General features: G+C 40.2%; 12 protein-coding genes. All 12 read left to right on the top strand.

Going from position 1 to position 14,481, the window contains the following annotated elements; genetic code table 11:
• Positions 1-103: 103 nt before the first annotated feature.
• The 12 genes from AC1FXP_RS16770 (at position 104) to AC1FXP_RS16715 (ending at position 14,428) form a co-directional block, all read left to right on the top strand.
• Positions 104-331 carry a KOW motif-containing protein gene (locus AC1FXP_RS16770; RefSeq protein WP_480063159.1) on the top strand — a complete coding sequence of 76 codons (228 nt, stop codon included), beginning with the start codon at positions 104-106 and terminating at the stop codon, positions 329-331.
• Between the two features lie 627 nt (positions 332-958).
• On the top strand, positions 959-1,750 hold the full coding sequence (locus AC1FXP_RS16765) for an alpha/beta fold hydrolase (RefSeq protein ID WP_480063158.1): 792 nt from the start codon (positions 959-961) through the stop codon (positions 1,748-1,750).
• Positions 1,751-1,838: 88 nt separating this feature from the next.
• Positions 1,839-4,361, top strand: a complete 2,523-nt coding sequence (locus AC1FXP_RS16760; protein ID WP_480063157.1) for an EAL domain-containing protein — start codon at positions 1,839-1,841, stop codon at positions 4,359-4,361.
• Positions 4,362-4,629: 268 nt separating this feature from the next.
• The gene (locus AC1FXP_RS16755) at positions 4,630-5,253 is read left to right on the top strand and encodes a hypothetical protein (protein ID WP_480063156.1); all 624 of its coding nucleotides are present in this window, start codon (positions 4,630-4,632) and stop codon (positions 5,251-5,253) included.
• A 373-nt stretch (positions 5,254-5,626) separates the two neighbouring features.
• Complete coding sequence (locus tag AC1FXP_RS16750; RefSeq protein WP_480063155.1) at positions 5,627-6,553, top strand: ParA family protein; 927 nt, start codon at positions 5,627-5,629, stop codon at positions 6,551-6,553.
• A 13-nt stretch (positions 6,554-6,566) separates the two neighbouring features.
• Entirely contained in the window at positions 6,567-7,148 is a 582-nt protein-coding gene (locus tag AC1FXP_RS16745; protein WP_480063154.1) for a hypothetical protein, read from the top strand.
• 212 nt (positions 7,149-7,360) lie between these two features.
• Positions 7,361-8,266 carry a PEP/pyruvate-binding domain-containing protein gene (locus AC1FXP_RS16740; protein ID WP_480063153.1) on the top strand — a complete coding sequence of 302 codons (906 nt, stop codon included), beginning with the start codon at positions 7,361-7,363 and terminating at the stop codon, positions 8,264-8,266.
• Positions 8,263-9,909 (top strand): PEP-utilizing enzyme, encoded by a 1,647-nt coding sequence (locus AC1FXP_RS16735; RefSeq protein WP_480063152.1) that lies wholly within the window; start codon positions 8,263-8,265, stop codon positions 9,907-9,909. Before AC1FXP_RS16740 ends, AC1FXP_RS16735 begins: the two co-directional genes overlap by 4 nt.
• Positions 9,896-11,230 carry an MFS transporter gene (locus AC1FXP_RS16730; protein ID WP_480063151.1) on the top strand — a complete coding sequence of 445 codons (1,335 nt, stop codon included), beginning with the start codon at positions 9,896-9,898 and terminating at the stop codon, positions 11,228-11,230. Before AC1FXP_RS16735 ends, AC1FXP_RS16730 begins: the two co-directional genes overlap by 14 nt.
• A gap of 894 nt (positions 11,231-12,124) precedes the next feature.
• Positions 12,125-12,991 (top strand): transporter substrate-binding domain-containing protein, encoded by an 867-nt coding sequence (locus AC1FXP_RS16725; RefSeq protein ID WP_480063150.1) that lies wholly within the window; start codon positions 12,125-12,127, stop codon positions 12,989-12,991.
• Positions 12,992-13,073: 82 nt separating this feature from the next.
• The gene (locus AC1FXP_RS16720) at positions 13,074-13,709 is read left to right on the top strand and encodes an amino acid ABC transporter permease (RefSeq protein WP_250095735.1); all 636 of its coding nucleotides are present in this window, start codon (positions 13,074-13,076) and stop codon (positions 13,707-13,709) included.
• On the top strand, positions 13,706-14,428 hold the full coding sequence (locus AC1FXP_RS16715; protein ID WP_480063149.1) for an amino acid ABC transporter ATP-binding protein: 723 nt from the start codon (positions 13,706-13,708) through the stop codon (positions 14,426-14,428). Before AC1FXP_RS16720 ends, AC1FXP_RS16715 begins: the two co-directional genes overlap by 4 nt.
• The last annotated feature ends 53 nt before the right edge of the window (positions 14,429-14,481 follow it).

Here is a 14,481-nt window from a genome sequence, read left to right as displayed (position 1 = left end):
AAAGGGCGATAGCTTATTTTTCCCAGCAGTTTTAATAAATAAAAGCACTACAATCGTCAAATGCTTATGATAGTAGTTATTTTGTTCAAAAGGAGATGTGTTCATGTCTGATGTAACAGAAAAACAAGAAAAACAAGAAAAACCCCCAGTCGAAGTACAAATTGACGACAGAGTTCAAGTAACAAAAGGGGAGTACAAAGGGGAAAAAGCAACAGTTATCAACATTTACAATAATACGATTGCGGTTAATTTTGATGACATAAAACAAAATGATGGCAGCAGCATGCGGACCGTTGTGAAGCATGATAGTTATAAAAAAATGGGTAACTAAATATCCCCTCTCTAACCAACCCCACTCAGCACATGGTATCTTCACATTCGCTCTTCTTTGATTTTTTCTCCGAGCATTTTTTGTACGGTCCTAAAGAAATAGATGGAGGGTTGTTTTGATGTGATTACATTTCTGTTGAAAGACGGTACTTTTAAATGCAGTGATGACTATGGATACGGCGTCATTGATCGAGAAACTTAATTTTAACGAGCGTTGAGCGATCAACGCTCGATCCCATAATGAAAATATTTAAAATATGGTTTACCTGCTTCAACAAATGAGCTTAGAATAATAGCTGGCACAAACGAAGCATCAATTGACTTATTAAACTCCTCTTAAATGTGCGAACTGTTCAATTCTTCCTGATTTCATCAGAATTTCCCCTTTAATACGACGTTTTAATTGTATATAAAGAAAGAAGAAAAGCGTTAGTTTATGGAAATTAATGATAATTTTAACTATTTTTTTGATAATGAAGAAATCCCATGTTACCAAATGTTTCACTTTGCTAGTTTCTACTGGAAGAAATATAATAAGAGAGTAAGATTCTCTGTATAACAGATATTCCATAGTAGTATAACTTTCTTGATATAATTTAAAAATAGCCAAAATATAAGAGGTTTCGATATGGAAAAAGAAACGATTATTTTTTTGCATGGGATTGTCGGAAATAAGAATGCGTTTAAAAAGGAAATAGAGATGTTGCAAGGTGACTATCGTTGTATTTCGTACGACCTATATGATGTGAAGGACTCTGAAGTGGACGGGCTACCTATATTAGATGTTTTCATTGAGCAGCTTTATCGTAAGTATATTCAAGGGAATGTCAAAAAGGCTCATTTATGCGCACTTAGCTTCGGGAGTATTATCGCTCAGGCTTTTTCAAAAAAGTATCCTGAATTGGTAACGAGTATGACGTTTGTAGGCGGATATTGTTGTAATGTACCTTCGCAATTCAGTGAAAATCTCATTCGAGTGTTAGAGGAAAAAGAGAAATATGACTATAAAATGTGGTTAAAACAATATGCGACTATGCTGAATCCGAATAGTTCATTTATACGTGAAGACTCGGAATCTATCTTTTTAAATTATGCTCTCCAAGTTCATCCTAAAGTATTGAATAAAGCGATACGATTGCAGCTTGATTTCGATTCAAAGTCAGTGTTACTTGGAACGGAAATCCCTGTATTGTGGGTGATGGGAGAATATGATGTGGTGTATAAAAGTACGCTTGTCAATTTAAAGCAGTATCTTCCTTATGTGAAATATGAAGAAATAAAATATGCTGGGCATGTAGCTCATGTTCACCAGCCTGATCAGTTTCTATCAATATTTGAATCTTTTCTACGATATGACAAAGAACATATGACTAAAGAAGTGTTTATTTCCGACCATGAATTTTTTGAGACAGCCATGTAAAATTGGTTTGGGTTTGTTTCTTTGCATTGGATTTCCTTTGTAGAGGGTTTTTAAAATAGCTTGTTTTAGGTAAAAGGAGGTGCAAGCTGTGTCTATTAAAAAGAAATTACCGTTAATTTTTACGTTATTGGTCTTATGTATTTTAATTGCTCATAGTTCATTACATTACATGCGTTCGAAAGATAAACTTATCGATTATAAGGAAAGAGAAATAGAATTAATTACTCAGGAAATATCATATCAGGTAGAAAACGCCAAGGGCGGCGCTTTGTATGTTGAAGATATTATGGGAAGAGAGTTACGAACGGCTTCAATCGCTATTAGAAACTCCTTGCCTGCCAACTACGAAGATGTCACAAATGAACAGTTAATTGAGTTGGCCGAAGAACTGATGATATCTCATATTACCTTATTTGCTGAAACAGAGGATGACATCATTGGCGTAAAATCGTCTGATCCTGATCAGATTGGGCTGTCAACAAATCAATGGCTGTTTTGGTATGATGCCTTCAAGCAGCTATTCGCATTAGAGCCTGTAACAGTGGAGGAGGGGTTAGCTCTTCCTGAATATTGGACAGGTCCTATTGAAATAGCTACAAGTAATCCTGATCATACGGATAAGTGGGGATATTACTATGATGGATCTACGGATTATATTATTAATCCGTACAATCGTGATAACGAGGTACTTGAGTATGAGAAGCGGTTTGGCCCTGGGAACATCATTGAACGTTTTACAGATAAACTGGAAGGTGTCCTTGAGCTAACTGTAATTAATCCGGAGAGCTTTGGGAAAGAGATGGAAGAGCTTTATCTTGATTGGAATAACTTTATCCGGATTGCGGACCAACCGATTTGGTATGGGACATATGAATATGGCAATCAGGACGTCGATGTAGAGTTCGTTCAAGTAGCTGTAGAAACAGGCGAATCACAGAATTATATAGATGAGATCAATGGAAAATTGGTTTCAAAAACATTTGTTCCAATTGACCTGGATACACAGGATCCTTATGTCATTGTATTATCGTATGACTATAGCTTAATTGAGAACGAGTTAAGAAATGAATTATGGCAACACCTCCTTTTATCAATTCCATTTGTTTTTGGTGTGTTCCTTACAAGTTTCATATTCTCGCGTTCGATTACGAAACCGATTGGATACATTGTTGAAGAGGTAAATGAGATTGCTGGAGGAAATTTTGGGAGAAATATCGAGTTAAAAAGAAAAGATGAGCTTGGTCATCTTGCGCAAAATGTTAGTGCGTTATCCAATTCTCTGCAGTGTTATGTGAACGATTTAAAAGAGAGCCAGGAAGTGATTAAATTCCAAGCTTACCACGATCCGCTCACAGGTCTACTTAACAGAAGGTACTTCCAAGAAGAGTTAGAGCAAAGGCTAGAACAAGCCAAAGGAACTGGAGAAACAGTCGCTGTCTTGTTTATTGATATCGACCGCTTCAAAGATGTGAACGACACGTTAGGTCATGCCAAAGGAGACCAATTAATCCAATTGATTTCTAAACGAATCCAGAGTTGCCTGACTAAAGGAAATAGTGTTTTGACGAGACAAGGCGGAGATGAATTTGTTATTTTGTGCAGCAAGCTTGAAAAAGAAGAGGTTATGACGATTGCTGATACGATTGTAGAGAAGGTTAACCAACCTTTTTTCTTGGATGAAACTGAAGTCACAGTAAGTGCGAGCTGCGGCATAAGCCTGTATCCGGAACATACTGACAATATGGATACTCTGATAGTAAATGCGGACGGAGCGATGTATGTTGCCAAGAAAAAGGATGGTAATAAAGCGATACTTTATGACGAGAAAATCAGCATAGAGATAAACAAGAAACTACGTATTGAAGCGCGCTTAAGAAAAGCAATAAAAAATAAACAGATTGAAGTTTATTATCAGCCAAAAATCGATGCCAAAAAGGATAAAATGACGGGAGTAGAAGCGTTACTCAGATGGACAGATGAAGAGCTTGGATTTGTACCTCCAGACAAGTTTATTGCTGTTGCCGAGGAAACAGGACTCATTAATCCATTGTGGGAAATTGCCATGAAAAATGCTTGTTCCCAGGTCACAAAGTGGAATGAAGGTCGAGTCGAACCATTAAGTCTTGCGGTGAACTTCTCTGCGAAACAGTTCCAGGATCCGTGCTATTTAGTCAGACAAGTGAAAGAAATCCTTGCTGACTGCGGGTTAGCACCCGAACATTTTGAAATAGAAATTACAGAAAGCACCCTCCTTTTCAATTCGAAAGAAACGACTAGGGCGTTAAAGGGATTACAAGAATATGGAATTTCCATTTCAATTGACGATTTTGGAACAGGCTATTCTTCGTTAAGCTATTTAAAGACATTGCCGATTAATTGCCTGAAAATCGACCGCTCCTTTATTCAAGATATAAGGGAGGATCATAGTAATTCTGAAATAGCAGAAACGGTTATTCACCTCGCGCGTGGCTTACGCCTGCACGTTATCGCTGAAGGGGTAGAGGAAGAATATCAGAAAGAGTTTCTGATGAAGAATAACTGCTATCACATGCAAGGCTATATGTTTAGTAAACCGGTTTGTGCGGAGGAGTTGGAGAGGTTGTTGGGGTAGGTGGATGTTACGTAAAGTTTGTCGATTGACCGAGTGTTGTTGCACTCGGTTTGTTTTCGTTTAACAGTGGGCGTGTGTTGGCTTTTTATAATAAAATACCCATAGTAATTATTTGTAGTGAGATAATAACTATGTATTAATCAATTGTTGTTCTATCGATAGCTTACCTCATAAGTCTTGAATTATTCGAACATAACGGTGAAAACCCAAGAACTAACAGTGTAAAATCCCCCTTTTTAAGACAGTTTATAAAAAGGGGGGATGTAATATGAGAAAAATTACGATGTCAGTTGCTGCAGCCGCGATTTTGGTCAGTGGTCTTGCAGGCTGTGGAGTGGATAATCAAGCAACTGATATGGGAGCACAGCAACAACAAGGTATAGGTGCTGCAGATCGCCATAGTGCGTTTGGAGTTGATAGAAGAGGTCCAGGCGTAGGGGTTCGTAATGATTTGGGAGGTCGAGTCGACCATGATGGTGGTTTTTTTAGAGGTCAAGGTCGTGATCCCGGAGAAGTTGAAGTAGGTCAGGATCGTCCGAGAGGATTTGGGACAGACTTTGGCCAAGGTCGAGCTGGCGGATTTTTTGGATTAGAGGGAGATAGACAAGGAGAAAGAGGGACGGCTCAGGGTCAAACCAGAGGGGCTGGTCGTCAAAATGGACAGAATTTAAGGAGAGATCATGACCGAATTGGTGGACAAAATCAGGTCCAACGAAATGGTCTAACGATTCAAAGTTTACTTTCGCGTATTCAAGACATTGATGGCGTAAAAGAAGCACGTATGAGTGACAATGTGATTGAGATTACAGTGGATGATGATGCTGATAAAGAGGAAGTTAAGCGTAAAGCAGAGAAAATAGCTGAGGGGAAGACGCTTAGGCTGGCAAATTAGATATTGTGTTTCAGAAGTACTAAAAGATACTGGTAGACAAGTAGAAGGGCAGAGTTTTACCATTAAAAACCTTTCGGATGAAAGAAAACGCTATAGTTTTGTGGTTGAGTTGGATGGGAATCCAGAAGGTATTAAAGTAATGACTAGTAATAACCTAAATGTGAATGCGGGCAAAACGCAGCAAGCAGGTGAGATTGAGTATAAAGCTTATTTGGTTACTAAAAACTAGGTCACCACCCCAATTTTGTCAAAAGCCTCCTATTACAAAAAAAGTAATAAGAGGCTTTTTTTCTATTGGCATTTCTCTAGCTCATAACAACAGGAAACATCCCGACACTCCAACATATACATCTACAAGAATGGGGGGGATGGAGTGACAGTTATTTCAGTCATGAACTACAAAGGTGGAGTGGGGAAAACGACGCTCTCAGCGAATCTGGCTGCGGAGTTGGCCTTTCGTGGGAAGAAGGTATTGTTAATTGATTTAGATCCACAGACGAATTTGACCTTATCGTTTCTTAGTTTTGATGAGTGGCGGAATTATGATCGCAAAGGAAGGACGATTAAGCATTGGTATGATCAGTTTTTGGATCAGGATATTGATTCAGCGCTTACGGAGCTGATTGTAACACCGAGTCGGGTGAATCTTCAGTTACAGGCTTATGATTCAGGGGGAAGATTGGATTTAATATGTTCGCATTTGGAGTTAATAAATGTCGATATGGAGCTTTCGAGTAGGCTTGGTGGGAATACGGATCGAACGATTAGAAGCAATTATTTGCGGGTGATGTCGCGGCTTAAGACGAAATTAGATGAAATCAAAGGTGAATATGATGCAGTGATTATCGACTGCCCGCCTAACTTTAATCTTGTGACACAAAACGCGATGGTGGCGAGTGACTTTTACATCGTACCAGCAAAGGCTGATTATTTATCGACGCTTGGGATTGATACTCTTTCCAAGCATGTTACCGAGCTAACGAAAAAATACAATTTGTACACGAGTGAGATTGATCATTCGGACTGGCGAGCCATTTCTCCAAAGATGTTAGGGATTGTGTTTACGATGGTCTCGTATTACGGGCAGAAACCGATTGCTGTTCAACAGGAGTATATTACTCAAGTCAAACGAGAATATCACTGTCTCACTCATTTTCTACGTGAGGGTCAAACTTTGTTTGCGGGTGCTCCTGGATTTGGTATTCCTGTTGTCCTGAAACAAGGAAGCAGTCATCAAAACATTCGGACAGAACTCGTGGAGCTTGTTAGTGAAATGATGAAACTAGCCGCGATCAAGTAGTAGGAGGAAGCAAATGTCAAAGAAAGAAGTGGAGCAGGCATTGAAGCTTGTATTAAAATTTGTTGAACAACTGACGAATGAACAATATGAAAAGCTAGTAAATAATGAAGCAAGTATCTGCTATGTTGAGGAGCACCGTAAAGGTAATAGTGATGTCGAATTTGAAAAACTGAAAGTAAGGATGATAGAGGAACAAGATGTCGAGAAAGTATTGAGAAGAAAAACGAAAAAGGAGATAGTAGAGTTTTGTCATTATTACAACATCCCAACGGTGACGAAGGACACGAAGACCCTTTTATACGAAAAAATAAGTGAGAATTTTCAAATTGGAGCTGGTGCTTTCGAAGTCGAGGAAAAAGATACGATAGCGGATATAGGGAAGGATCTTCAGAAGATTGAGGATGTCGAACAAGCGTTAGATTTTTTAAGGAAAGAAGAAAGTCTCCATACGAAGTCCAACGTTATCAAGCTTGCTAAATCTTTGGATGTGTTTGTGAATCAGAAGCAGAGCAAGCAGGGCATTTTAAATAGAATTGTTGATTCGGTGGTAGGAGCGAAGGTTAGGGCAAGGGTGATTCGTGGTAGAATGCCTTGAAGAAGGAGAAGCACAATACCATAAAAGGGAAGTACTGATTAGGTGCTTCTCCTTTTATGGTGTTATAAGCTAGTTTACTTTAATAAGTTATAGGACTAATTCCCTAAAGAATGTTGAAATCTATAGATGATTATGTAAAAATTGTGTTATTATTGTAAATTTAATTACATAAAGATGAAACTTAAGTAAATTTTGTTAGGAGGATATATCCTTTGTACGTATTATCACTTGTAGATTGCCATGTGAACAGCAAGGAACAAGTAGGTTCTAAAGCTATGAACCTATCAATCATGAAAAAGGCATTCCCATCGATTCCAGATGGTTTCGTTGTGACATCAGAAAGTTTCGGAACGTATCTTAAGCAAAATCAAATTGATCTTGAACAGAAAGAAACGATTCTAGAGTCCATTTTGTGCGGGGTGTTTCCCGAAGAAGTAGAAAAGGAGATAACGTGTGCCTACGATTCGCTTGTTGGAACATATGATGCGGTTGCGGTTCGTTCTTCTTCGGCAATGGAGGATTTGCAGGGAGCATCGTTTGCCGGACAGTATGAGACGATACTAAATGTTACAACGAAGCAGGATCTGTTTAACAGCATAAAACGATGCTGGGCTTCTTATTTTTCAAGCGATGTCCAAAATTACGCGAGTAACCATGACATTGCGCTTGAGGATCTTCGTATGGGAGTCTTTGTACAAGGGATGGTTGATGCAGAAGTATCTGGTGTAATCTTTAGTGCTAATCCGGTTACAGGGAATGCGGGAGAAGTGCTGATTAATGCAAGCTATGGCTTAGGAGAGGCGATTGTAGATGGCAGTGTAACGCCTGATATGTATATTGTAGGGAAAGAGACAAACCAGGTGACTAGAGAGTTAGGCGATAAGGAGGTCCAAGTAGTTCGAACTGAGAAAGGGAATGAAACAGTTGACGTTCCTTCAGAATTACAGGGAGTGTTTTGTTTAGAGGGAGAAGAAGTATGGGAGCTCACGGAGCTTACAGTTGATATAGAAAACTACTTCAACCACCCGGTAGATATTGAGTTTGCGATAAGCAAGAAAGATATTTTTATATTACAAGCAAGGCCGATTACGACGTTGAAAGGGGAACATTTAGCATGAGCAGCGAATTGCAGAGCGTAGATTTCAAAGACTTTAAGAAAGAGTTATTTTTAGCAGAGGAAGACAAACATGTTTTTTGGGAAATTGATGGGGCACATTTTCAAAAGCCATTAACACCGCTATTTTCCTCGTATATGGTTCCAGCTTTAAGTGCAGGTACATTGGAAGCATTTGAAAAGTTGAAACTACCGGTGAAGCAGTTTCATGCAAAGATTGCCAACGGCTATTTCTATCAAACGGTACCTATGCACGATGATCCAGAAGCAAGAGTCAATGAGCATAAAGCAGCGATGCAGTCAGTGTTTCCAAGAGCAACAGAGATTTTAAATGAGTACGTAGCAGAAACGATTTTGCCGTTTTATAGCAAATTAGATGAGTATAAAAGTTTGGATCTTTCTTTAGAAGAAGCAAAGAAGGCTGTATTAGAGCTGTATGAAATGTACAGAAAGATTTGGTCGATTCATTTTGAAGTAGTCATGCCAAGATTGTCTTTAGGCGTCGCTCTTGAAGAGGTGTACGGGGCTCTTTTACAAACAGAAAATACAACAGAAGTGTATGATTTATTACTAGGTGTAATGAATAAGTCGTTAGAGACAGATCGTGAGTTGTGGAAGCTGTCGCTAGTCGTAAAAGGCTCGAGTGTGCTGTCAAAAGTGTTCCAAGACACAGATGTAGAGCAACTGCATGCAGCACTGCAAGATGTAGAGGAAGGCCGTGCATTCCTTGCAGCGTTGGAAACCTTCCTCAAGGAGTATGGGTACCGCACTGCAGTGAGTCATGAGTTTGCGGAGGAAACTTGGGTTGAGAATCCATACCATGCCTTGAAAGTGATCAAAAACTATTTAGAGAAAGACTTTGATTTTGAAGCAGAGTTTCAAGAGGTGATTGAAAAGAGGGAAAAGAAAGTAGAAGAAACACTTGCTCGTATGCCTGAAGGAGAACTAAAAGAGACATTCAAAGCTCTTCACGCGATGGCATTGAATGTGTGGGGACTAGATGAGGATCATCACTTCTATATCGATGCGATGCTTCCGGCAAAAGCAAGACCGTTTCTCCTAATAGTAGGGCAGACGTTAGTCAATCATTCGGTGATTGATCATAAAGAAGATGTTTTCTTTCTATATTTAGATGATTTAGTCGAGTTGCTGAAAAATCCAACTTCAGCTACTGCGTTAATTGAAGAGAGAAAAGAAATGCATCGTCAAAATGAATCGATGACTCCGCCTCCATTTTTTGGTCCGCAGCCAGAAGGTCCTGTTGATCCGATCGTTGAGCGTGTATTTGGAACAAAAATGGCTGATTTAGATGAAGCGACGAAGAAATTCACCGGTTACTCGGGTTCGCAAGGGACACATACAGGTACGGTAAGAGTCGTACGTGACCAAAGTGAGTTCGACAAAGTGAAAAAGGGCGACATTCTTGTTTGTAAAACAACGACCCCTCCTTGGACGGTTCTGTTTAATTTGGCTGGTGCGATTGTGACAGATGTAGGTGGGATTTTATCGCATGCGGCAACCGTTGCAAGAGAATATGAGGTGCCTTGTGTCATCGGTACAAAAATTGCAACGGCTACACTAAAAGATGGAGATGTTGTCACGGTTGATGGAACAAAAGGAGAAGTCATTATCCGTGAACAAAACTAATTATCAGCTCATACTGCTAGGGATATTAACAGGAACCTTTTTGGTTCCTGTTAATTCTACCATGATCGCGGTGGGGCTTCCGGTGATTGCGGGTGACATTCAAGTATCGATTCCGCAAATCACGTGGGTCGTAACGATCTATTTAATCATCATGGCTGTTGCACAGCCCATTGCAGGCAAGTTAGGTGACATGTATGGAAACAAAAAAGTCATGACGATTGGATTTCTTTTGTTTTTGGTTTCTTCTATAGCTTGTGCGTTCTCTTATAATATCCTTTCGCTGATTATCTTTCGCTCGTTGCAAGCACTTGGGGGCGCGCTCGCTACTCCTAATGCAACAGCGATTATTCGATATGTGATGCCAAAAGAGAAGCTAAGCAATGTCTTTGGGATCTTTGGTCTTTCAATGGGACTCGGGGCAGCGATTGGTCCGTTAGTTGGTGCGGGATTGATTGGATGGATAGGCTGGCAAGCGATTTTTTGGGTGAATGTTCCGTTTTTGCTTTTTTCCCTAATTCTAACTTGGACTTTAGTGCCATCTGTTAATGTTGAAACAAAGCAGGCCCTAGACGTTCTTGGTTCGTTGTACTTAGGTGTGATGCTCACACTGATTACTTTATTTGTCACAAACCCTGAATTTGTAAGCGTTTGGACGATTCTGTTATTACTAGTTAGTATCGCGTTATTTATTTTCCAGGAAAGAAGGGTGAAATCGCCAGTAATTGAGTTTGCCTTATTTAAAAACATTGGTTTTTCAAGCTCTAATGTTTCTATTTTTATCAATAACTTTGTTATGTATAGTACGGTTCTTTTTGTCCCGATTATTTTAGTGATGTATGATTATCCGATTGGGTCAGTCGGTTTGCTATTGTTTGCCTTTTCGCTAGCTATGTCGCTTTCATCTTTGTTTGGCGGGAAACTAGCTAATCGTTATGGGAAGGAAAGGGTCATTGCACTCTCGTTTTTCCTGCTTTGTATGAGTGTGTTGTTGTATTTTGGATTTGGAGAGCAGGCCTCTTCTCTTTATATGACGCTCGTGCTCATTCTAGGCGGCACTTCAGCTGGGATGGGTGTTGCATCGATGCAAGCTGCCAATCTAGAGTCGGTACCTAAGGAAAAGTCAGGAGCGGCATCTGGTATCTATTCAACATTTAGATATATGGGAGGTATGATGGCTTCTGCGAGTGTAAGCTTGTTAGCGGGAACGAGTCTTTTATATGTGCTGCTGCTTGTCTTCTCAGTTGTGGGTCTGGTTATGTCTGGTATACTGACAGTGCGAAGTCGTAGTAAGGGAGAGAGTTCCGTTGCAGAGGGAGCCTGATTTATAAGGGTTCTAAGTACAAATTTCCTAAAGGTTGTTGCAATAATATTTCCTCGTAGTGAAATGGAGCGGAAGTCACTCGACTCCTGCGGGATGAAGAGGAAGGCCACTGAAAAAGGTACGGTTTTGACTTTTTTCAGTGGCCTTTAAGCAATGAGCGGAACCGTTGCTTTGTCTTAAAGCCTGCTATGAGTGGGTTTCTCATAGCAGGCGCGCAACGTGTGGAGCCATTGCTACTTCCTCGAATCCGCTAAAAAGGACTTTTTCAGTGGCTTCGCAGCCGAGGAGGCTCGGCACCTCCTTGCGGGTGCGAGTGACTGGAGCGCAATGGAACGAACATATGGAGGACACCGAAGCCATAAAAACAACAAAGTATTGCGAAAACAGCCTTTCTAAAAGAAGTATTCTAAATATAGATTTACTGGGACATTATCTGACAAGTTTGCTTACAGCTCTTTGGATGCTTGGTATGATTAACTCAAGTTAAAGAGATGAACAAACAGGAGGTAATAATGATGATGACAAGCACAGAACTTAGAAACCCTGGATTCCTAACGATGATGGCTCTTACTTTTAAGGTATTTTTTAATAAATAAATAATAAATATGAAGCTGAGCTCCTAGTTTGGGGGCTCAGTTTTTTTTACGCAGATTTGTTGCTGTATGAACCTTTCACACCCTCGAATAGAGCATTCAAGAGTATACCCAGTTATTTGGGAGGAAAACAAAAGGTTGACAACATGACCTACTCTGATCCGATTCAGTCCATGAATAAACGATAATTTCATAATTTACACAATTTGCCTAATGACGAAATTGTGTATAAAGTTAGAAAAGTCAAAGATTAATTTAGTTTACCTAAATATTGAATGTTGAACTAAAAGGGGGAAGCAAGATGAAGGGAACACACGGTCAAAAGAGAAAACACGTGTCAATGAAAAGTACATTAATGGCGTTGTTCACGGCCGCATTGTTAATGATGCTTGCAGCTTGTGGAACAGCTGAAGAAACGCAAGATGAGGAGCAAGCAGGTAGTGAAGCTGGGGAGGAAACGACGGAACAAGAAGCAACGGAGCCAGCAGAAAAAGAAGAAATTAAAGTGGCTGTCGTACAAGACTACCCGCCATTTGAATATATTGTTGATGGGGATTTAACAGGATTTGATATTGACATTGTTGAGGCCATTGCTGAGCTGCAAGGGTTAGAAGTTAGCTGGGAGATTATGCGATTTGATGGAATTATTCCAGCGTTACAAGCGAATCAAGTAGATGCGGCGGTTTCGGCAATTACAATTCGTGAAGATCGTGCGGAGGTTGTTGATTTTACACAACCATATTTTGAATCTGGTCTATCACTTGTTGTTCCAGTAGATAGTGAGATTGAGAGCGTTGAAGATTTAGAGGGAGCACAGCTTGTTGCAAAACAAGGAACATCAGGTCTTGAAAAAGCGAGAGAGTTTGCTGAAGAGTATAACGGAAATGAAGTACAGGTTCTTCAAGAAGATGCAACGATGTACATGGAAATTATATCTGGAAACGCAGATGCGATGATCAATGATTATCCAAGTGTAGCGTACAAAATTGCCTTAGATGGTGACGATTCTGACGTTCGTATTGTTGGGGATCGCTTAACGGGAGAAGATTACGGAATTGCCGTTTCTAAAGGAGCAGAAGGCTTGCTTGAGTTGATGGATGAGGGCTTAGCGGAAATTATGGAAAACGGCACATATGATGAAATTTATGATCGTTATTTTGCAGAGTAAAAGAGTTAAAAAGGTGTGGCTGAATACAGTCTCACCTTTTTTCACAAAGAGAGGGTGTTGAACAATCGGAACGTTAGAGATCATGATCGATGCCTTACCAGTGCTATTAAAAGGGTTGTGGTGGACTGTTGTTATTACCGTTATTTCTCTTTTAATTGCACTCGTAATCGGTTTAGTTTTAGGGTTATGCAGCATCTCAAGAAACAAACTGCTAAAAGCTATTGCAACGATCTATGTAGACATTATTAGAGGAACACCGATTTTGGTACAAATTTTGTTTATTTATTTTGGTTTGCCAGCAGGGACAGGAATTACGATGTCGGCGTTAACGGCCGGGATTATTGCGATTAGTATTAATGCCGGGGCTTACTTAGTCGAGATTTTCCGTGCAGGAATCAACTCGATTGATAAAGGGCAAATGGAAGCTGGACGTACGCTTGGTTTTTCATACGGGGAAACGATGCGGTTAATCATTTTGCCCCAGGCTGTCCGTCGGATGATTCCGGCATTTGTGAATCAGTTTATTGTTAGTATTAAAGACACGTCGCTTCTTTCTGTAATCGGGATTGCAGAATTGACGATGTCTGGTCAGTCGATCTATGCGATGAACTTCCGGGCATTTGAAATTTTAGCGTTAGTCGGTATTTTGTATTTTGTTTTAATTTACGCACTGACGTTATTTTCTCGTTGGCTTGAAAGGAGACTTGATGTCACATGATAAAAATAGAGAATTTACGTAAGTCTTTTGGGGACTTAGAAGTACTTAAAGATATTAATGCAGAAGTGAAGGAACGTGAAGTGGTCTGTGTCATTGGTCCATCAGGTTCTGGGAAAAGTACGTTTCTACGCTGTATTAATCGATTGGAAGAGCCTACGGGCGGATCGGTTTACATTGAAGGAACAGATATAACTGACCCAAAAAATAACATTAACAAAATGCGCCAAAGGCTCGGAATGGTGTTTCAGCAGTTTAACCTTTTCCCGCATATGACGGTGTTGGAGAATGTGACGGTTGCTCCGAAGCGCCTGAAAGGGAAAACAAAGGCGGAAGTGGAGCAGCTTGGGAAAGAGCTGCTTGAAAAGGTTGGTTTATCAGATAAAGCAGGTGTATACCCAGATAATTTATCTGGGGGACAGAAGCAGCGTGCAGCGATTGCGAGAGCGCTTGCGATGGAGCCCAATATTATGCTGTTTGACGAGCCTACCTCGGCATTAGACCCAGAGATGGTCGGCGATGTGTTAGCGGTCATGAAGGATCTTGCTAAAGAAGGAATGACGATGATGATCGTGACCCATGAGATGGGGTTTGCTAGAGAAGTCGCGGACCGTGTGATCTTTATGGATGGCGGGTATATTGTCGAAGAAGGGAAACCTGAAGACTTGTTTGGAAATCCTCAGCATGAGAGAACGCAGGCGTTTTTGTCGAAGGTGTTGTAGAATTTGAGAGAAGCTCTGTAGACTGGTGTCTGCAGAGCTTTTTGTGTTGCTTT

The sequence above is a fragment of the Halalkalibacter sp. HAAS-P013 genome (genome assembly GCF_056619925.1).
The sequence above is the reverse complement of the archived record's forward strand: the minus strand, read 5'-3'. Positions and strand labels throughout refer to the sequence as shown.

Coding starts and splice junctions, on each gene's coding strand:
- AC1FXP_RS16770 (WP_480063159.1), top strand. CDS start 104: ATGTCTGATGTAACAGAAAAACAAGAAAAACAAGAAAAACCCCCAGTC.
- AC1FXP_RS16765 (WP_480063158.1), top strand. CDS start 959: ATGGAAAAAGAAACGATTATTTTTTTGCATGGGATTGTCGGAAATAAG.
- AC1FXP_RS16755 (WP_480063156.1), top strand. CDS start 4,630: ATGAGAAAAATTACGATGTCAGTTGCTGCAGCCGCGATTTTGGTCAGT.
- AC1FXP_RS16745 (WP_480063154.1), top strand. CDS start 6,567: ATGTCAAAGAAAGAAGTGGAGCAGGCATTGAAGCTTGTATTAAAATTT.
- AC1FXP_RS16735 (WP_480063152.1), top strand. CDS start 8,263: ATGAGCAGCGAATTGCAGAGCGTAGATTTCAAAGACTTTAAGAAAGAG.
- AC1FXP_RS16725 (WP_480063150.1), top strand. CDS start 12,125: ATGAAGGGAACACACGGTCAAAAGAGAAAACACGTGTCAATGAAAAGT.
- AC1FXP_RS16720 (WP_250095735.1), top strand. CDS start 13,074: ATGATCGATGCCTTACCAGTGCTATTAAAAGGGTTGTGGTGGACTGTT.
- AC1FXP_RS16715 (WP_480063149.1), top strand. CDS start 13,706: ATGATAAAAATAGAGAATTTACGTAAGTCTTTTGGGGACTTAGAAGTA.